The 17,524-nt window shown below is 75.8% G+C and carries 20 protein-coding genes; 7 read left to right on the forward strand and 13 right to left on the reverse strand.

Translation table 11 applies throughout. The annotated features are described in order from the left end of the window. Nucleotides 1-280: 280 nt before the first annotated feature. The 5 genes from ITJ44_RS11790 to ITJ44_RS11810 form a co-directional block, all read right to left on the reverse strand. Nucleotides 281-1,696: a hypothetical protein gene (locus ITJ44_RS11790; protein WP_194635755.1), complete on the reverse strand. Its 1,416-nt coding sequence runs from the start codon at nucleotides 1,694-1,696 to the stop codon at nucleotides 281-283. Between the two features lie 7 nt (nucleotides 1,697-1,703). Continuing rightward, the gene (locus ITJ44_RS11795) at nucleotides 1,704-2,591 is read right to left on the reverse strand and encodes a TIGR03943 family protein (protein ID WP_194635756.1); all 888 of its coding nucleotides are present in this window, start codon (nucleotides 2,589-2,591) and stop codon (nucleotides 1,704-1,706) included. Then, entirely contained in the window at nucleotides 2,578-3,456 is an 879-nt protein-coding gene (locus ITJ44_RS11800; protein ID WP_194636043.1) for a permease, read from the reverse strand. Before ITJ44_RS11800 ends, ITJ44_RS11795 begins: the two co-directional genes overlap by 14 nt. Before the next feature lie 512 nt (nucleotides 3,457-3,968). Further along, entirely contained in the window at nucleotides 3,969-4,811 is an 843-nt protein-coding gene (locus ITJ44_RS11805; RefSeq protein WP_194635757.1) for a hypothetical protein, read from the reverse strand. After that, nucleotides 4,808-5,881: a hypothetical protein gene (locus ITJ44_RS11810; protein ID WP_194635758.1), complete on the reverse strand. Its 1,074-nt coding sequence runs from the start codon at nucleotides 5,879-5,881 to the stop codon at nucleotides 4,808-4,810. Before ITJ44_RS11810 ends, ITJ44_RS11805 begins: the two co-directional genes overlap by 4 nt. Before the next feature lie 126 nt (nucleotides 5,882-6,007). Here ITJ44_RS11810 and ITJ44_RS11815 point away from each other — a divergent pair, with 126 nt between their 5' ends. From ITJ44_RS11815 to ITJ44_RS11825, 3 genes are all read left to right on the forward strand, one after another. Continuing rightward, nucleotides 6,008-6,190: a hypothetical protein gene (locus ITJ44_RS11815; RefSeq protein ID WP_194635759.1), complete on the forward strand. Its 183-nt coding sequence runs from the start codon at nucleotides 6,008-6,010 to the stop codon at nucleotides 6,188-6,190. Nucleotides 6,191-6,462: 272 nt separating this feature from the next. Beyond that, nucleotides 6,463-7,521 carry a type II CAAX prenyl endopeptidase Rce1 family protein gene (locus tag ITJ44_RS11820; RefSeq protein WP_228495043.1) on the forward strand — a complete coding sequence of 353 codons (1,059 nt, stop codon included), beginning with the start codon at nucleotides 6,463-6,465 and terminating at the stop codon, nucleotides 7,519-7,521. 79 nt (nucleotides 7,522-7,600) lie between these two features. Continuing rightward, nucleotides 7,601-8,389: a glucose 1-dehydrogenase gene (locus ITJ44_RS11825; RefSeq protein WP_194635760.1), complete on the forward strand. Its 789-nt coding sequence runs from the start codon at nucleotides 7,601-7,603 to the stop codon at nucleotides 8,387-8,389. Between the two features lie 94 nt (nucleotides 8,390-8,483). Here ITJ44_RS11825 and ITJ44_RS11830 read toward each other — a convergent pair whose 3' ends face one another. The 5 genes from ITJ44_RS11830 to ITJ44_RS11850 all read right to left on the reverse strand — a co-directional run bounded on the left by ITJ44_RS11830 (nucleotide 8,484) and on the right by ITJ44_RS11850 (nucleotide 12,316). Then, entirely contained in the window at nucleotides 8,484-8,933 is a 450-nt protein-coding gene (locus tag ITJ44_RS11830) for a hypothetical protein (protein ID WP_194635761.1), read from the reverse strand. A 203-nt stretch (nucleotides 8,934-9,136) separates the two neighbouring features. Continuing rightward, on the reverse strand, nucleotides 9,137-10,201 hold the full coding sequence (locus ITJ44_RS11835) for an NAD-dependent epimerase/dehydratase family protein (protein ID WP_194635762.1): 1,065 nt from the start codon (nucleotides 10,199-10,201) through the stop codon (nucleotides 9,137-9,139). Beyond that, entirely contained in the window at nucleotides 10,198-11,127 is a 930-nt protein-coding gene (locus ITJ44_RS11840; protein ID WP_194635763.1) for an MTAP family purine nucleoside phosphorylase, read from the reverse strand. Before ITJ44_RS11840 ends, ITJ44_RS11835 begins: the two co-directional genes overlap by 4 nt. Nucleotides 11,128-11,220: 93 nt before the next feature. Continuing rightward, entirely contained in the window at nucleotides 11,221-11,994 is a 774-nt protein-coding gene (locus tag ITJ44_RS11845; protein ID WP_194635764.1) for an isocitrate lyase/phosphoenolpyruvate mutase family protein, read from the reverse strand. Between the two features lie 97 nt (nucleotides 11,995-12,091). Continuing rightward, nucleotides 12,092-12,316: a hypothetical protein gene (locus tag ITJ44_RS11850; protein ID WP_194635765.1), complete on the reverse strand. Its 225-nt coding sequence runs from the start codon at nucleotides 12,314-12,316 to the stop codon at nucleotides 12,092-12,094. 132 nt (nucleotides 12,317-12,448) lie between these two features. On the opposite strand from ITJ44_RS11850, the gene glp reads away from it, so the two are divergent. Genes glp through ITJ44_RS11870 form a run of 4 tightly spaced genes read left to right on the forward strand, consistent with a single transcriptional unit; the run spans nucleotide 12,449 to nucleotide 15,198 of the window. Then, nucleotides 12,449-13,744, forward strand: coding sequence for a gephyrin-like molybdotransferase Glp (glp, locus tag ITJ44_RS11855; RefSeq protein ID WP_194635766.1), 1,296 nt, complete (start codon nucleotides 12,449-12,451; stop codon nucleotides 13,742-13,744). Then, nucleotides 13,737-14,234 carry a cyclic pyranopterin monophosphate synthase MoaC gene (moaC, locus tag ITJ44_RS11860; RefSeq protein ID WP_194635767.1) on the forward strand — a complete coding sequence of 166 codons (498 nt, stop codon included), beginning with the start codon at nucleotides 13,737-13,739 and terminating at the stop codon, nucleotides 14,232-14,234. The genes glp and moaC overlap by 8 nt, the downstream gene beginning before the upstream one ends. After that, complete coding sequence (locus tag ITJ44_RS11865; RefSeq protein WP_194635768.1) at nucleotides 14,231-14,770, forward strand: molybdenum cofactor synthesis domain-containing protein; 540 nt, start codon at nucleotides 14,231-14,233, stop codon at nucleotides 14,768-14,770. The genes moaC and ITJ44_RS11865 overlap by 4 nt, the downstream gene beginning before the upstream one ends. Further along, complete coding sequence (locus ITJ44_RS11870; protein WP_012039001.1) at nucleotides 14,767-15,198, forward strand: molybdenum cofactor biosynthesis protein MoaE; 432 nt, start codon at nucleotides 14,767-14,769, stop codon at nucleotides 15,196-15,198. The genes ITJ44_RS11865 and ITJ44_RS11870 overlap by 4 nt, the downstream gene beginning before the upstream one ends. 20 nt (nucleotides 15,199-15,218) lie before the next feature. On the opposite strand, the gene ITJ44_RS11875 is transcribed toward ITJ44_RS11870, so the two are convergent. The 3 genes from ITJ44_RS11875 to ITJ44_RS11885 form a co-directional block, all read right to left on the reverse strand. Further along, nucleotides 15,219-15,716 carry a hypothetical protein gene (locus tag ITJ44_RS11875; protein WP_194635769.1) on the reverse strand — a complete coding sequence of 166 codons (498 nt, stop codon included), beginning with the start codon at nucleotides 15,714-15,716 and terminating at the stop codon, nucleotides 15,219-15,221. Nucleotides 15,717-15,804: 88 nt separating this feature from the next. Next, nucleotides 15,805-15,975, reverse strand: coding sequence for a hypothetical protein (locus tag ITJ44_RS11880; RefSeq protein ID WP_167435227.1), 171 nt, complete (start codon nucleotides 15,973-15,975; stop codon nucleotides 15,805-15,807). Nucleotides 15,976-16,106: 131 nt separating this feature from the next. After that, nucleotides 16,107-17,444 carry an MFS transporter gene (locus ITJ44_RS11885; RefSeq protein WP_194635770.1) on the reverse strand — a complete coding sequence of 446 codons (1,338 nt, stop codon included), beginning with the start codon at nucleotides 17,442-17,444 and terminating at the stop codon, nucleotides 16,107-16,109. Between the last annotated feature and the right edge of the window lie 80 nt (nucleotides 17,445-17,524).

The raw sequence follows: 17,524 nt of genomic DNA on the forward strand, positions 1-17,524 counted from the left end.
GCACGACCGCCGTCACCGACCAGCTCGTCGTCGGCATCGCCAAGATCACCGTCAACACCAAGTAGCACCCCACCCGGGCTCGACCCCGGGACAGCACCACCTGCGATCACAGCACGACGCATCGACGGCCTCGTCTCCCTCTCCGGGAGCCGGGGCCGTCGGCGCGTCCGGGGTCGGATCGCGCCGGCGCGTCAGCGGAAGGCATCCACCTGCCGCTCCACCGGGACCGTGCCGGCGTGCTCCGGGACCCGGAGCCGGTCTTCCGCCGCTCGGCGCGGGCTCAGCCGATCGTGACCTCGGAGCCCGCGACGCTGCGGGTCACCGTGCCCGTCGCGAGGTCGACGAGGAGCGTGGTCACGGTCGTGTCGCGCGGCTCGCGGGGGTAGCCGTCGCTGGCGCCGCGCGCGGGATCCGGCACGGTCTCGAGCAGCGCGAAGCGGCCGTTCGGGGTGACGGACAGGCCCGTGATGCGGGTCGCCGGGTCCGCGGGCACGTAGACGTCGCTCGCGCGGCCGTCGCGCACCACGACGAGGCGCTGCGTGGCGGCGCCTGTCGCGGGATCCCGTGCCGTGCGCACGCGGAGCACCGCGTCGTCGTCGCCGGGCACGAACGAGATCGCGTCGTCGTCCGGGAGGTCGCCGCCGCCGTTCGCGGTGGGCAGCGTCGTCTGCTGGGCCGTGCCCAGGTCGATCTCCGTGGTCGAGCCGGGATCCGTCACCGCGATCCGGGTGCCGTCCGCGGAGAACGCGCCCAGCGTTCCGTGGCGGCCGAGCGGGACGACGGGGGACGAGCCGTCGATCGCCACGAGGTCCAGGTCGCCGTCCCGCCCGTGCGCGACGAGCTGCGGATGCCCGGGCACGAAGCCCCACGCCTGCGCGCGGATCGGCTGGCCGTCGACCCCGATGGCGGGCGTGGGCACGGCGGCCGCCGCGACGTCGTCGACCATGAGGGTGTCGTCGAACGGGCCGCCGTCCGCGCTCGTGAAGCGGAAGCCGATGGTCGTTCCCGTGTCCTCGGCGTGCAGGTCCTGGAGCGTGCCGCGGCCGGGGAGCGGCAGGTCGACCTGGCCGGATCCGTCGAGCGCCGCGAGCACGAGTCCGTTCTCCCCGTCGTCCTGCAGGGTCGCCACGACCAGCGAGTTCCCGACGACCGCGTACTCCTGGATCCTCGCGGCCTGGAACACGACGTCGCTCGCGCTCGCGCCCTCGCCCGTGCCCGTGCCCGTGCCTGTGCCGGCGACGCTCTGCCGGAGGATCCGGTCGGGCTGCTGCCCGCCGCCCCGGACGAGCACGTGCATGCCGGGGTCGCCCGTGCGGAACGCGGTGCGGAGGTCCGACGCGGGCCCGCCGCCGACGCCCTGGACGCCGTCGACGGACACCGTGTAGTCGGCGTCGTAGGCCAGCGGCCGGGTGAAGTCGATGATGACGCGGTCGGCCTGCGTGTCGACGGTGAAGTCGGCGCCGGGCTCCATCCGGATGCGCGAGGCGTCGACGGGCTGGATCGGCCGGTTCGCCGCGAGCACGAGCCGCTGTCGGGACTGCTGCACGACGGCGAGCGGATCCACGTCGGTGCGCACGAGCCGCGGCCCCTGGCTGCCGGCCACCGCGAGCAGGCCGCCGCAGGCGAGCACGAGGACGAGGATCACGGCGGCGAACGCCCGCCGGAAGGCGCGCGGGGAGGCGGGTGCGTCGGTCACGGGCGGATCAGTAGACGTAGGGGTCGGCGGGCTGGTCGACCGGCTCGACGCCCTGCGGCATGACCGCGAGCGGCTGCCGGCTCCGCGCGCTCGGGTTCGACGCGAACGGGCCGGTGACGCGCACCCACTCGTCGGTCTGGAGCGTCGACCTCCAGCCGGGCCGGTAGACGGGCACGCCGACGGGCTGGGCGTCGACCGCGCAGCACGTGATGACGAAGCGGGTCACGTAGAACACGTCGTCGGGATCGTCGGGGTCGGCGCTCACGAAGCCCGTGACGTCGACGGACTTCGAGGTGAAGAACGTCGGGTCCGTCGTCTGCGCGAGGAGCCGCGCCCAGTCCTTGACGCCCAGGCGGGAGGAGTCGCCGGCGCCGACGAGCTGCTCGTCGGGCGCGGCGCCGGAGGCGACCGTGCTCGAGTTGAGCGCGCGCTGCGTCACGGTGCTCTGGGTGAGCGTGCGCGGCGGGAGCACGAGGACGGCGACGACCGTGACCGTGACGACGGCGGCGACGGTGACGCGCGAGACGCGGGCGCGGAGGGTGCCGCGGGCGTCCGGTGACGGGGATCCGCCGTCGTGGTCGTGCGCGTGGTCGTGGCCGTCGGCCGCCTCCGACGGGCGGAGGGCGAACCCGGCGACGGTCGCGACGAGGCCGATGACCGCCATGATCCCCGTGAAGACGAAGTAGCGCGGGTGGATGTACAGGCCGAGCTGCCCCGTGACCGCGAGCCACAGCGTCGAGACGATGCACGCGGCGAGGAGCACCAGGCCCGCCGTGGAGGACGCGCGGCCGCCCGCGGCGCGACGGCGGAGGACGCGGCGGAGGCCGGTCGTGGTGCGGTCGCGGGGCGCGCGGGCCTCGCGGTCGTCGCGCGTCCGGTCGTCAGGCGATGGCATTGACACCCCATCCCAGCGCGAGGCTGATCAGCGCGACGACCGAGGTGATCATCACGAGCGTGCGGGTCGAGTAGGTGGTGCGCATGAGCGCCAGCATCTTCACGTCGATGACCGGGCCGAACACGAGGAAGGCGACGATGCCGCCCGGCAGGAACACGGATCCGAACGAGAGCACGAAGAACGCGTCGACGTTGGAGCAGACCGAGACGACGAAGGCCAGGAGCATGAGCGCGAGGACCGAGAGGATCGGGCTGCCGCCGAGCGTGACCAGCACCTCGCGCGGCACCGCGACCTGGATGAGGCCCGCGAGCAGGGAGCCGATGACGAGCGCCGGCATGATCGTCGTCGCCTCGCGGCCGAACAGCGAGATCGACGTCCGGACCCGGGCGCCGCCGTGCGCGTGCGGATCCGGCAGGGCGCACTCGGCGCGGAACTCGTCGGTGAGGAGGCGGTCGGGGTCGGGGTGGAGGCTGAACAGCCACCCGACCACGTTCGCGATGAGGAAGCCGCCGACGAGCCGGGCCACGAGGATCCAGCCGTCCCAGCCGAATGCCGCGTGCGTCGTGATGATGGTGATCGGGTTGAGGATCGGCGCAGCCAGCAGGAACGTGATCGACTCCGGCACCGTGAAGCCGCGCACCACGAGGCCGCGCGCGAGCGGCACGTTGCCGCACTCGCAGACCGGCAGCGCCATGCCGAGGAACGAGATGCAGGCGCGGCGCGCGAACGGGTTGCGCGGGAGGCGGCGTTCGATGACGCCGGGCGGCACCCACACCTGGACGACGATCGAGAGCACGATGCCGAGGATCACGAACGGCAGCGACTCCACGATGACGCTGACCGAGAGCGTGACGAGGTCCTGCAGCCGGTCGGGCAGGACGCCGTCGCCGAGCGCGGGGGAGACCGCGCGGAGGGCCAGGAGCAGGAGGACGAGGGCGAGGCCCGTCGCGAGGCCGGTGCCGAGGCCGGCGGGGGTGGCGCGCGCGGGGCGCGGGGCGTCGTGCCCGTGGTCGTCCGGGTCGCCGTGCTCCTCGCGGACGGGGGTCGCGGTCGCGGTCGCGGTCGCCGTCGAGGGGGCGGTGGCGGTCGAGGCGATGCCCGCGGCGGCGGATGCGGCGGCGGGCCGGTCCGTCCGGGTCCGGCGCTCGCGTCGCGGGCGCGCGGGCCGGTCGAAGGGGGACGCGTCGTCGTCATCCGGCGCCCAGGGGGAGTGCCGATCCGTCATCGCGGTCCGGTGGCGCGAAGCCGGGGTCGGAGGCGGGCGCGCACGGCCTCCACCATAACCGCGGTGAGAAGCGTCCTCAGGAGGCGGGGCGGCGGGTCAGCGCAGGGGTCGGCCCTCACGGTGGTCGTCCAGCCAGCCGAGCGCGGCGTCCGTCAGGGGCCCCGTGGCGCGGCCGGGAAGCGGACCTCGCAGACGTACCGCACGACGTCGTCCGCCGAGTCGGTGGAGAGCCGCGCGTCGTCGCCGGTCCCGATCACCTGCACGCGCACGCCGGACTCGCCGAGGCACGCCGCCTGCTGTCGCACCCACTCCTCGCCGCCGAGGACCCGCTCGACCGGGACGTCGGGGCGCACGGCGTCCGGTCGCCGGTCGAGGACCCGCTGCCAGGCGTCGTCCGCGCGCTCCCGGAGCGCCGCGACGGTCACGCCGGCGGGGAGCTGCGCGCGCATGCCGGCGGGCGGCTCCGTGGTGGACGCGGGCCCCGTCTCGCCGCTGGGCGGATCCGGGGTGCCCGGCGGCCCGGCCGTCGCCGCGGTCTCCGCGGAGCCCCGGTCGTCGCCGTCGGCGAGGAGGCCGGTCGCGGATGCCGTGCCGAGCCCCGCGACGAGCAGCGCGCCCGCGAGCACCGCGGCGATGGAGCCGGGGCGGAGGATCCGGCGGCGGGGCGGCACGAGCCGACGCGCCGCGTGGGCCCCGGCGTCGGCGTCGGCGGTCTCCTCGGGCCGGGCCGGGGTGAGGTCATCCACGCGCGCCTCGGCCGCGAGCAGCTCCCGTCCCTCGCCGACGAGGCGCTGCTCCTCGGCCAGCAGGGCGGCGAGGGTGTCGGCCTCGTCCGCTGCTGCGCTCCGGACCTCCCTATGCGCCCCGACCCGCGACGCATCGTCGCCCGGGCGACCGTAGGCGTCCCGGCGGAGGGCATCGAGGGTGCGAGCAGCCGCCGGGTCATCGCGCAGCCGCCGACGCAGGGCCTCGGCAGACGAGACCGGGGACGTCACCGGTACGCCGCGGGCAGCACCGGGCACGCGGCGGCGAGCCCGTCGTCCATGGCATCGGGGAACGGGGTCCAGAGCCGATCGGCGTGCACGCCGGCGATGAAGTCGGCGACGGCGGGGACGTCGCCCTCGTAGGGTCGCCCCTCCGCGGCGTAGCAGGGGATGAGGAACGAGACGTAGTAGTCGTGGATGTAGGCGAGCTCGGCGTCGGTGCGCCCGCCGGTGTCGCGCAGCGGGAAGCGGACCGCGCACGCGTAGACGGCGACCGGGTCCCCGCCGGTGACGCCGTAGCCAGCCTCGCCCTCCATGTACGCGGAGACGCCCGCGTCCTGCAGGCAGGCCACCTGCTGCTCGGCGTGGTCCTCCTCGTCGTCGATCACCCGCTCCGTCGCGACCTCGGGCCGCACCGCGTCGGGCTGCTGCTCGAGCACGAGCCCCCATGCCTGGTCGGCGCGGACCCGCAGGCCCTCGGCCAGCTCCGCGTCGGTCGGCGGGACCCGGACGGGCGGGTCCGCCGTGAAGTCGGGGACGACGGATCCTCGTCGCCCGTCCGGCGTGCCCATCGCCTGCCCGCGCGGGGTGGCGGTCGAGGTGACGGCGGAGCCGACGTCCTCCGAGGTCGGCGGCGACGCGGTGGTGCGGCCGTCGTCGACGACGCCCGCGGCGAAGGCGACGCCGAAGCCGACGAGCACGAGGACGCCGGCGGCGATCGCGGCGATCGGGCCCGGTCGGAGCGCACGGCGGCGGGCGGGCGGGGCGACGGGCCCGTCCGGCGCGCGGTCGTCGTCCGCCGTGGAGGGCGCGACCGCGGGCCGCTCGGCCGCCAGCAGCGCGGCGCCCTCGTCGACGAGCCGCGCCTCCTCCGTGAGCAGCGCGACGAGCGGCCCCGGCTGCTCGTCCTCGTCGGAGCCCGTGCGCGCGCGGAGGCCGGCGGGGACCTCGACGAGCGGCGCGGCGGATCCGTCGCGGCCGTAGGCGGTGCGTCGCAGCTCCTCGAGACGGCGCGCGGCCTCGGGATCGTCGCGGAGACGTCGGGCGAGCGCGGCGTCGGGCGCCTCGGGTGGGTCGATCATGGGGCCTCCTCGTCGAGGGCCGGGCACCGCGGCCGGGCGGTGGTCGCGTGTCGCCAGGCTACGGCGGCGGATCCGTCCTGGCGAGGCCCCGTCCGGGTCACGGCGGTCGCCCCGTACCCTGGGCGCGTGGCCACCACCGTCATCGCCTGGATCATGACCGTCGCCGGTGCCCTCGTCGCCCTCGACGCGCTGGCCACGGTGGTCGTCGCGCGCCGCGCCGGCCGCGGATCCGCCCACCGCACGTGGATCCAGCTCGCGACCGGCCTCGCCGGCCTCGCGCTCGGCGTGCCGCTCCTCGTCACCTCCTGACCGCGCCGTCGCGGATCCGGCGTGCGTCGACGCGCAGCACGCGGCCTTCACGGAGTTCGTGGGGCCGCTGCTCGCGCCGGATCCGCACGGGGTGCTGGTGTTCGACTCCACCGAGCCGGGGACGTCGGCCGGCGGGTCGGCGGGGGCGTCCGCCGCCTGATCCCGCGCCCCAGACGTGGGCCGCGCCGCCGTCGTGATCGCGCGACGAGGACCCGGCGGCCAGCATGGGCGAGGACGCCCGCCGCCCACGATCCGCCGACGAGACGAGTCCCGTGCCCGCATCCGCCCGCCCCTCCGCATCCGCCCGCACGGCATCGGCCGGCCGGGATGACCCGGCCGCCGCCGCCGCGGATCCGCGCCGCGAGGCGCAGACGCGTCGACCGCAGCCCTGGATCCGCGCCGTCGCGGTCGCGCTCCTCGCCTGGATCGTGCTCGGGCTGGGGCTCGGCCTCGCCATCGGCATCGCGGACGCGGTGGCGCAGGCGACCGGCGCCGGCTTGATCCCGAAGGCCGTCCTGCAGGCCGTGCTGATGTCCGCGCTCGTCGTGCCCGCCGTCGTCCTCCTGCGGCGGCGGCTCGACCGCAGGAGCCTCGCGAGCCTCGGCCTGTCCCGCCGCGTCGGGCCGCCGATCGCGCTGGGCGTCGGCGTCGGAGCCGCCACGGGCGCCGCCGTCTGGGTCCCCGCGGGCCTCCTCGGCTGGATCCGCGTCGACGACGTCGACCTCGCCGCGTTCGCCGGGTTCCTCCTGCTCAACGGCCTCGTCCTCGCGCTCTACGAGGCGATCCCGGAGGAGCTCGCCCTCCGCGGGTACATGTGGACGAACCTCCGTGACGGCACCGGCCTGGTCGTCGCCACGCTCCTCACCACCGCGCTCTTCCCGGCGATCGGCGTCGTCACCGAGTCCGGCCGCTGGCTCGTGCGGACGCTCGCGGGCTCCGACACCGGCACCTTCACGCCGGTGCCCGCAGGGAACGACGCGATCGCCTACGTCCTCCAGCTCGGGCTCTTCGGCCTCGCGCTCATCGCCGCGCGGCGGATACCGATGGAGGGTGCGCTCCTCGTCGCGATGGCGTTCCACGGGACGCAGCTCACGGTGAACCGCGTGCTGCTGGGCGGGACGGGCTGGATGTCGTCGGGCTGGGACGTCGCGTTCGTCGAGCCCGACGCGATCGCGCTGGTGCTCGTGCACAGCGTGCTCGCCGGGGTCGTCTTCGTCGCGGTGCGCACGCGACTCGAGCGACGGGCGCCCGAGCTGCGGTCGCCCGGTCTGCGGTCGCCCGGCCGGCGGCCGGCGCGCGGAGGCCGCGCCCAGGATCCCGACCTACGGTAGGTATGTCCATGCGATCGCATGGATCAGCGGCTCCGCCCACGAGACGCGGGCCGCCGTCCCCGACTCGTCAGGAGACCCCATGACCACCACCCGCTTCACCGACAAGGTCGTCCTCATCACCGGCGGAGGGTCCGGCCTCGGCCGCGCCGCCGCCGTCCGCCTCGCCGCCGAGGGCGCGCGGCTCGCCCTCGTCGACATCTCCGCGGGCGGCCTGGCCGACACCGTCGCCGCCGTCACGGCCGCGACGCCCGACACCGAGATCCTCACGGTGCTCGCCGACGTCTCGAAGGAGACCGACGTCGACGCGTACGTGCAGCAGACCGTCGAGCGCTTCGGCCGCATCGACGGCTTCTTCAACAACGCCGGCATCGAGGGCCGCCAGAACCTCACCGAGGACTTCACCGCGAGCGAGTTCGACAGGGTCGTCGCGATCAACCTCCGCGGCGTGTTCCTCGGCCTCGAGAAGGTGCTCGCGGTCATGCGCGCGCAGGGCTCCGGCATGGTCGTCAACACCGCGAGCGTCGGCGGGATCCGCGGCGTCGGCAACCAGTCCGGCTACGCGGCCGCGAAGCACGGCGTCGTGGGTCTCACCCGCAACTCGGCCGTCGAGTACGGGCAGTTCGGCATCCGCGTCAACGCCATCGCGCCCGGCGCCATCTGGACGCCCATGGTCGAGGCGTCGATGAAGCAGATCAGCGCGGACGACCCGCGCGGCGCGGCCGAGGAGTTCATCCAGGGCAACCCGACGAAGCGCTACGGCGAGGCGGAGGAGATCGCCTCCGTCGTCGCGTTCCTGCTCTCGGACGACGCGGCGTATGTCAACGCGGCCGTGCTGCCGATCGACGGCGGGCAGTCCGCCAAGTACTGAGCCGCGGGGATCGCGTCGGCCGTGAGCGAGGCCGGCGCGATCCGCGGGATCCGCATGGTCGGCGCGATCCGCGGGGTCGGCGCGCCGGGCGCGCTCAGCCGAACGGCGCGGTGGGCACCTGGCAGGTCACCGGCTGGCCCGGCGCCGCGGTCGACGACGCGATCTCCCTCACGCCGTCGACGAGGATCCGGCAGGTCAGCGCCTCGCCGTCCACGGGGGTGGCCTGCACGAACGCCCAGTCCTCGGCGGTGACGACGGACTCGACCGACCAGATGGAGCTCGCCGAGTCGTCGCCGGGCGCGAGGGCGGCCGGGCCGACCTCCTTCACGATCGACGGGCGTCCGCGGTGCGATGCCTCCGCGTACGAGACGTCGGTCAGGCCGCCGTCGGCGGGGCCGGTGGTCGTCACCTGGTAGGTGATGGCGTAGATGTCGGCGATGTCGTCGGTGATGCCCGTGCAGCCCGCGAGGGCGAGCGACGAGGCCGCCGCGACGAGGGCGATGCCCGAGCGGCGGCTCACGCGACGGGGCGATGCGGAGGTCATGCTCCCAGTCTGGCGAGCCGGCGGCCGCGACCTCGTCCCTCCGAGGTGCCGGGGTCGGCCCGCGACCAGCACCCGGGTACCACCTTCGGGGGATCGGGCGCGGCCCGGGTCGCGGTCGCCGGGTCGTCGGCGCCCGGACCACCGGGGTCGGACCACCGGGGTCGGAGCACCGGGGTCGGACCACCGCGCTCAGACCACCGCGCTCAGACCACCGCGCTCCGCAGCGGCGCCGTCGCGAACTCCCGCATGCCCTCCTCGAAGGTCATCCGCGGCGCCCAGCCGAGCTCCGTGCGCAGCCGCTCGGACGAGGCCGTGATGTGCCGCACGTCGCCGAGCCGGTACTCGCCGGTGGTGACGGGCGCGGATCCGCCGGCCTCCCGCGCGAGCGCCTCCGCCATCTCGCCGATGGTGTGCACGGTGCCGCTGCCGACGTTGAAGGCGCGGAACGACCCGGGCTCCTGGACCCCGGTCCAGGCGAGCGCGGCGAGGTTCGCGCCCGCGACATCGCGGACGTGCACGAAGTCGCGGCGCTGCCGGCCGTCCTCGAAGACGCGCGGTGCCTCGCCGCGCGCGAGCGCCGAGCGGAACAGCGACGCGACGCCCGCGTAGGGCGTGTTCTGCGGCATGCCGGGCCCGTAGACGTTGTGGTACCGGAGGGCGGCCGCGCGGCCGCCGGTGGCGCGGGTCCACGAGCTCGCGAGGTTCTCCTGCGCGAGCTTCGTGGTGGCGTAGACGTTGCGCGGGTCCAGCGGCACGTCCTCGCCGATGAGCGTGGGGACGAGCGGCTCGCCCGTCGCGGGATCGAGCGGATCGAACATCCCGGCGTCGAGGTCGGCGACGCGACGTGCGGGCGGCCGGACGGGGCCCGCGGCACCCGCGTAGGCGCCTTCGCCGTAGACGACCATCGAGCTGGCGAGCACGAGCCGGTCGATGCCCGCGCGGGTCATGGCGGCGAGGAGCACGGCGGTGCCGCCGTCGTTCGTCCGCACGTAGTCGGGCGCGTCGAGGAAGTCGACGCCGAGCCCGACCTTCGCGGCCTGATGGCACACGATGTCGACCCCGTCGAGCGCGTTCGCCACCTGGCCGCGATCCGTGACGTCGCCGCGCACCAGCTCGACGCGCGGGTCGACCTCCGGTGCGCCGCCGTGCACGTCGGCCCGCAGCGAGTCGAGGATGCGCACGCGCCGGCCCTCCTCCAGCGCAGCCTGCACGATCGCGCCGCCGATGAAGCCCGCGCCACCCGTGACGAGGAGGATCCCGTCGCTCACGAGCGCACGCCCGACGCCGTGCCGGCACCGCTGACGGGCCGCGCGAGCACCGATGCGACCGCGTCCGGGTCGATGAGCGGGCGTCCGCGGTAGTCGTCGGGGATCGCGCGGACGACCGCCTCGATCGCCCGCACGATGCGCGGCTGCGCCTCCCGCAGCCGCGCGAAGACGAGGTCGGCCGTGACGGCGTCGCCCTGCTCGCCGGGCAGCGGAGCGAGGCCCGCGTCCGCGTCGGTCACGAACGACAGGTTCACGGTGCCGATGTTGAGCTCGGACGCGAGCACGACCTCGGGGTACTGCGTCATGTTCACGATGTGCGCGCCCGCCTGGCGGAACCAGAGCGACTCGGCGCGCGTCGAGAAGCGCGGGCCCTGGATCACGACGACCGTGCCGGAGGTGCGCAGCGGCCCCGCGGGATCCGCCCGGTCGCCTCCCTCGAGCTCCACGAGCGCGGCGGCGGCGCGGGCGTGCAGCTCGGGGTCGAAGGGATCCGCGGCGGAGAGGTGCTGCACGACGCCCTGGTCGAAGAACGTGTCGGGCCGGCCCCACGTGCGGTCGAGCAGCTGGTCGGTGAGCACGAGCGATCCCGGCGGGTAGTCCGGCGAGACGCCGCCCACCGCGGAGGACGACACGATGGCCGCGACGCCGAGAGACGCCAGGGCCCACACGTTCGCGCGGTAGTCGATGAGGTGCGGCGCGACCGAGTGGTCCGCGCCGTGCCGGGTGAGGAACGCGATGCGGCGGCCGGCCAGCTCGCCCACGGTCACCTCGCTCGAGGTGGGGCCGAACGGCGTCTCGACGCGATGCGACGTGCTGGTCGCGGGATCGAGCAGGGCGTACAGGCCGGATCCGCCGATGACGCCGATGTCGGCGCGCGGGGTGGACGCGGGTGCAGCGACGTGCGCCGGTGCGGGGGTGTCGGTCACGGGAGCTCCTTCGGGGCGGTGGCAGCAGTCAACCAGGGCACGCCGGACGCGGGCTCCGCCTCGGCGGTCGAGCCCGGGATCCGGCGGACCGCGTCAGTTGAGCGGCCGCGTCCCCTCGGGCAGCGCGCCGCCCGCGTAGAGGTCCTTCGCCGTGTCCTGCAGCGCGGTGAGCGCGACGCGCTGGGTCCATGGTCCGTAGGAGATGCGGCCGACGCCGAGCTCCTCGAAGCGCGCGGGAGAGAGGGATCCGGGGATGCCGATGACCGTGAGGCGCTGCGGGCCCACGGCCTCGACGAGGGTGCGCACCTCGTCCTCCGTGAGCGGCCCGGGCACGAAGACGCTCGTGGCGCCCGCGGCCATGTAGGCACGGGTGCGCTCGACGGCGTCCGCCAGGACGTCGGACCGGTCGCGGTCGCCGCCCAGGACGTAGGCGTCGGTGCGGGCGTTGAGCGCGAACGGCACGCCCTCGGCCTGCGCCGCGGCGACGGCGGCCTCCACCGCGCGGATGGAGTCGTCGAGGGGGCGCATGCCGTCCTCGAGGTTCGCGCCGACGACGCCCACGCCGATGGCGCGGCGCACGGTCTCGCCCGCGTCCCCGTAGCCCGACTCGAGGTCGGCGGAGACGGGCTGCTCGACGGCGGCGACGATGCGGCCGATCATGTCGAGGTGGAGGTCGAGCGGGATCCTCTCGCCGTCCTCGTACCCGAACGTGGCGGCGATGGAGTGGCTCGCGGTGGCGAGCGCCTTCGTCTCGGGGAGGGAGCCGATGGCGGCAGCCGAGATGGCGTCCCACACGTTCACCACCCGGAGGAGCTCGGGAGCGGTGTGGAGGTCGACGAGGGTCTGCCCGCGGGCGGCGATGGTCATGACCCGACCCTAGGGCGGCCGGGCGCCGCGCGGCAGGGGCGGCTTCGGGACGCGGACACGGATACGTCGACGCGTCCTGGGGAGGAGCGGGTCCGCGTCAGCGAGGTCGGTCCGCGGCGGATCGCACGGCCGAGACGACCAGGCCCACGCCGGCCGTGAGGAGCATGAGCGCCGCCACGAGCAGCAACAGCCCGAGGTCGGATCCGCCCGTGTAGACGACCACCCCGGCGATGCCGAGCGCGATCGCGGCGGCGAGCAGCACGGCGCCGATCTCGGTGGCCGTGCGGCGGCGGAGGGCGGCGCGGCGCTCGTGCGGATCCATGCGCACAGGGTCCCGCGTCCGGACCGCGACGGCAAGGCCCGTGTCCGGGGCGCGGATGACGGGGAGGACGACCGCGACTCGGGATCCGATGGCGTCGGGGGCGGACGCGGCCGCGTCGGGGATGATGGTCCCATGACCCCCGACCGCCCCGCTGGCCGCGGCCGACGCACGGTCGACGCGCACCGCGCGGACGTGTCCGCGCTCCTCGCCCCGCTCGCCGACCTGCCCGCGGAGGAGCTGCCCGTCTCCGCCGAGGCGCTCGCGGCGGATCCGCACCGGTACGCCGGCCGCGTGCTCGCGCGCGACGTCGTGAGCGGCATCGACCTGCCGCCGTTCCGCAATTCGCAGATGGACGGCTACGCGGTGCGCGCGGCCGACCTCGCGGGCGCGAGCGACGCGGTTCCGGCCGTCCTGCCGATCGCCCCGCGGATCCCCGCGGGCGTGGCCCCCGCGCCCCTCGCGCCCGGCACCGCCGCCCCCTGCATGACCGGCGCGCCCGTCCCGCCCGGCGCCGACGCGATCGTGCCCATCGAGGCCGCGATCCCCGATCGCTTCGTCGACGAGGCCGCGACCGACGCGACCGTCTCCTTCGTCGCGCCCGTGGATCCGGGCGCCTTCGTGCGCGCGCAGGGCAGCGACCTGGCCGCGGGCGCCGTGCTCGTCGCCGCGGGCACGCGCCTCCTCCCGGCGCACTGGGGCGTGCTCGCCTCGGCCGGCGTCCCGACCGTCGCCGTGCGCCGCCGACCCGTCGTGCTCTTCCTCTCCACCGGCCTCGAGCTGCGCGGGCCCGGCGAGGAGCTCGCGCCCGGGCAGATCCACGACGCCAACTCCGTCGCGCTCGCCGCGGCGCTCACGGCCGCCGGAGCCGACGTCCGCGTGCTGCGGGTCGCGTCCGACGACGCCGACCGGGTGCGCGACGCGATCGGCGGGGCCGCCGACGGCGTCGACCTCCTCCTCACGACGGGCGGCGTCAGCGCCGGCGCCTACGAGGTCGTGCGCGACCTGCTCTCCGGCGGCGGCGTCGAGTTCGTCTCCGTCGCCGTGCAGCCGGGCGGGCCCCAGGGGCTCGGGACGGCGCAGGTCGGCGGCGCGCGGATCCCCGTGGTCGCCTTCCCGGGCAACCCCGTGAGCGCGCTCGTCTCGTTCGAGCTCTTCCTGCGTCCGGTGCTCCGCGCCCTCGCCGGGCACCCGCACCCGGACCGCCCGTCGCGGGAGCGGCCGCTCGCCGCCCCGCTCGACTCGCCCGCCGGCAAGCACCAGGTGCGGCGCGGGCGCCTCGACGCGGACGGGCGGGTCGTCGCGGTGGGCGGACCCGGATCCCACCTCCTGCACGCGTACGCGACCGCCACCCACCTCGTCCACATCCCTGCGGACGTCGACCGGCTCGAGGCCGGCGCCCCCGTCACCGTCTGGAGCATCGATGACTGATCCCGCGACGAGCGCGGCCGCGCCGTCCCTCACCCACCTGCGGCAGGACGGATCCGCGCACATGGTCGACGTCACCGACAAGGCCACGACGAAGCGCCGCGCGGTCGCGCAGGCCGTGCTCGTCACGCGGCCGGAGGTGGTGGCCGCCGTGATCTCGGGCGACCTCCCCAAGGGCGAGGCCGTCGGCACGGCGCGCATCGCGGGGATCATGGCGGCCAAGCAGACGTCGAGCCTCATCCCGCTGTGCCACCCGCTGCCGATCGGGCGCATCGAGATCGACATCACGGGCGCCGACGACCGGCTCACGGTGGTCGCGTCGGTGAGCACCACGGGCGTCACGGGCGTCGAGATGGAGGCGCTCACGGCGGCCTCGGTCGCGGCGCTCACGCTCTACGACATGCTCAAGGCCGTCGACGCGCGGGCCGTGATCACCGACGTGCTCGTGCGCGAGAAGCAGGGCGGCAAGTCGGGCGACTGGGAGCGGTCGTGAGCGCCGCGGATCCGCGCGGACGGGCGGTCGTCATCGTCGCCTCCACGCGCGCCGCGGCGGGGGAGTACGAGGACCGCACGGGTCCCGTCATCGTCGCCTGGCTCGCCGAGCGCGGGTTCGAGGTGGGCGCGCCGGTCGTCCGCGCGGACGGCCCCGGGGTCGCCGCGGCGCTCGCCGAGGCGGTCGCGGGCGGCGCGCGCGTGATCCTCACCACGGGCGGCACGGGCATCACCCCCACCGACCGCACGCCCGAGGCCACGGCGCCGCTGCTCGACCTCGAGATCCCCGGGATCATGGAGGAGTCGCGGCGCATCGGCACGGCCCACACGCCCACGGCCGTGCTCACGCGCGGGCACGCGGGCCTCGCGGGCGGCGCGTTCGTCATGAACCTGCCCGGCTCGCCGGGCGGTGTGCGCGACGGCCTGGGCCTCCTCGACCGGATCCTCGACCACGTGCTCGAGCAGGCGCGCGGCGCCGTCCACCCGGCCACCGATCACGCGGCCGACACGGCGCCCGACGCCGGAGCCGGCTCGTGACCGCCGACCGCGTGCTCTTCGCGCGCATCGCCGGCGGCGCCATCCGCGTCGAGGACTGCGCCGACGCCGTCCGCGCGGACGACGCGGGCGCGGTCGTGACCTTCGAGGGCGTCGTGCGCGACCACGACGACGGCCGCGGCGTCCTCTGGCTCGACTACTCCGCGCATCCGGCCGCCCGTCAGGCGATCCGCCAGGTCGCGCTCGACGTCTCGGCGCGGTACCCCGAGGTGCGGATCGCCGTCGAGCACCGCATCGGCCGCCTCGGCATCGGCGACGTGGCGCTCACCTGCGCCGTCTCCTCCGCGCACCGCGCCGACGCGTTCGCGGCGTGCGGCCTGCTGGTGGACGAGGTGAAGCAGCGCGTCCCGATCTGGAAGCAGCAGGCCTTCGACGACGGCACGAGCGAGTGGGTGGCGTCGCTCGGCTGACCCGGGCGGCCCCGGCGGCGTCACCCCGATTCCCGGAGCTCCCCCACGTCCCCGTCGAAGCACCATGAGGCTCCGGAGACGGTGTACCCCTGCCGGTACGCCCGGAATTCGATCGAATCCACCGGGCCGCCGACGCCGGTGATCCCGATGAGGGGGGCCGAGCTGCCGCTCCGGTAGGGCTGGGTCGCGATGCCCCGGCCCTGCCACAGCTCATCGACCGTGCGGGTGTCCGCGGCCGGCGCAGGCCCGTCCGCGCCCTCCCGCTCGAGGATGTACACGAACCGGGCTCCGTCGCGGCCGCCGGGCTGCTCGCACACCTCGGGCCAGGGGCCCCGGTAGAGCGTCCAGTCGCCGCCGACCGCGGCGGTCGTGGCCTCCACGGCCGTGACGACCGACTCCCGCGCCTCCGACGGATCCACCGTGCTGACCGCGGACCCGCAGCCGGACAGGCCGACCGCCGCCGTCAGGGTGAGGACGACCGCGGAGCCGATGCGGGCGTTGCGGCGCGCGACGATCATGGTGTCGATCCTGCCGTGCCACGCGGCCGGTGCCCACCCGGCGCCCTCCTCGGGCGGCGACGGCCCCGACTCCGGACGGGACGGGCGGCTAGGCCTTGGGCGTCTTCGCGGCGTTGTAGCGGCGGCGCAGGCTGCCGAGGACGATGGTGCCGAGGATCAGGATGATGCCGATGATCCCGAGCCAGATGAGGCCCTTGATGGCGAAGCCGACCACGGTGAGGATCAGCCAGAGGACGAGCAGGACGACGATGAACGCCATGGGGACACCTTCCGTTCGGAGCCGGACACGAACGGGACGCCGTTCCGGTGGGGGCCGGCGGGCGGTGATCTCCCGGCCGCGCGGCGACGACGATGCTACCCGCGTGCGGACCGGATCCGTCGGCGGGCTCCTTACCCGGCGGCACCCCGGCCGTGGGCGTCCCAGGCGTCGGCGTCCCGCTCGGCCCGGCGCGTGCGGCGCCCCGCCAGCTGCAGGACGAGCGCGACCAGGGCGCTCGCCGCGACGAACGCGCCGTAGACCGTGAGCACGATCGGCAGCCCGTCCGCCTCGACGAAGACGCCCGCGACGATGCTCGGCACGCCGAAGGCGAGGTAGCTCGCCACGTAGACGGAGGAGAGGAGGCTCGCGCGCTGGTCGACGGGCGCCTCCGCGAGCACGAGCCGGAGCCCCGCCTGGAACCCGGCGCCGAAGCCGATGCCGCCGACGACCGTGGCGACCGCGAAGAGGGGGAGCGAGGCGGTCCAGATCGCCGCGACGAGGCCGACCGGCCCGAGCACGAGCGCGATCACCCCGACGATGAGGCCGCGGCGGGCGTCGCGGGTGCGGATCACGATGCCGGTGATCGCGCCGGTGCCGGTGAAGAGGGCGATGGCCGCGCCCGTCACCGCGGCGCTGTGCAGGCCGAACGTCGTGCCGAGCACGGATCCGATGAAGGCGAGGAACATGCCCCCGAGCGCCCAGCTCGCGATCATGCCGCCGACGACCGCGGTGAACACGGACCGGGCGGCGCGCGGCACGGCGACCGACGGCACGAGCGAGCGGAGCGCGCCCGCACGGCGCGGCTGGCGCTCGGGGACGAACGCGACGGCGACGCCCGCGGCGACCATGAGCGCCGCGAGGGCGACGAACACGGTCTCCTCCGGCGCGGGACCGTAGGCGACGAGGAAGCCGCTGCCGAGCGCGCCCACCGTGAGGGCGACGGGCGGCACGACGCCGTTGAGGAACGCGGCGATGCCCGAGCGGCGCCGCGGCTGGTGGTCGATCATGCCGGCGCCGAGCGCGCCGGTCGCGAGGCCGATCGCGAGGCCTTGGAGGATGCGGGCGACCACGAGGGCGAGCCCGTCGTGCGCGAACGCGAACACGAGCATGGCGGCGATAGAGATCACGAGGGCTCCGAGGATCACGGGACGCCGGCCGATGTGGTCGGAGATCCGTCCCGCGGTGAGCAGCGTCGCGAGGAGGCCGACGACGTAGACGGCGAACACGAGCGTGAGCACCACGGGAGGGAGGGCCCACTCCTCCTGGTACACGGGGTAGAGGGGCGATGGCGCGGCGCCCGAGGCGATCATCACGAGCAGCGTGAGCGCGTAGACCAGGAGGCCGGCGGCGGACTCGCGGCGGACGGGCGATGCGGCGCGCGCACCCGCGGCGGCGCCCGATGCGGTCTCGGTCTCGGTCTCGGTCTCGGTGCTGGTCTCGGTGCCGGTGCCGGTGCCGGTGGTCCTCATGGGCGCTCCTCGCGGTGGGCTGGTCCCCGCGCGTCGGCGCCGGGTGGGATGCTCCCCGTCGAGCGCGCGGCCCTCTCGGG

Origin of the sequence: Clavibacter sp. VKM Ac-2873, assembly GCF_015351075.1 — a bacterium.
In the GTDB taxonomy this organism is placed as follows: domain Bacteria; phylum Actinomycetota; class Actinomycetes; order Actinomycetales; family Microbacteriaceae; genus Clavibacter.

Excerpts from the sequence above, each read along its gene's own strand:
- ITJ44_RS11830 (WP_194635761.1), bottom strand. The coding sequence starts at position 8,933 with ATGACCTCCGCATCGCCCCGTCGCGTGAGCCGCCGCTCGGGCATCGCC.
- glp (WP_194635766.1), top strand. The coding sequence starts at position 12,449 with ATGACCCCCGACCGCCCCGCTGGCCGCGGCCGACGCACGGTCGACGCG.
- ITJ44_RS11880 (WP_167435227.1), bottom strand. The coding sequence starts at position 15,975 with ATGGCGTTCATCGTCGTCCTGCTCGTCCTCTGGCTGATCCTCACCGTG.
- ITJ44_RS11885 (WP_194635770.1), bottom strand. The coding sequence starts at position 17,444 with ATGAGGACCACCGGCACCGGCACCGGCACCGAGACCAGCACCGAGACC.
- ITJ44_RS11845 (WP_194635764.1), bottom strand. The coding sequence starts at position 11,994 with ATGACCATCGCCGCCCGCGGGCAGACCCTCGTCGACCTCCACACCGCT.
- ITJ44_RS11850 (WP_194635765.1), bottom strand. The coding sequence starts at position 12,316 with ATGGATCCGCACGAGCGCCGCGCCGCCCTCCGCCGCCGCACGGCCACC.
- ITJ44_RS11825 (WP_194635760.1), top strand. The coding sequence starts at position 7,601 with ATGACCACCACCCGCTTCACCGACAAGGTCGTCCTCATCACCGGCGGA.
- ITJ44_RS11875 (WP_194635769.1), bottom strand. The coding sequence starts at position 15,716 with ATGATCGTCGCGCGCCGCAACGCCCGCATCGGCTCCGCGGTCGTCCTC.
- ITJ44_RS11810 (WP_194635758.1), bottom strand. The coding sequence starts at position 5,881 with ATGATCGACCCACCCGAGGCGCCCGACGCCGCGCTCGCCCGACGTCTC.
- moaC (WP_194635767.1), top strand. The coding sequence starts at position 13,737 with ATGACTGATCCCGCGACGAGCGCGGCCGCGCCGTCCCTCACCCACCTG.
- ITJ44_RS11795 (WP_194635756.1), bottom strand. The coding sequence starts at position 2,591 with ATGCCATCGCCTGACGACCGGACGCGCGACGACCGCGAGGCCCGCGCG.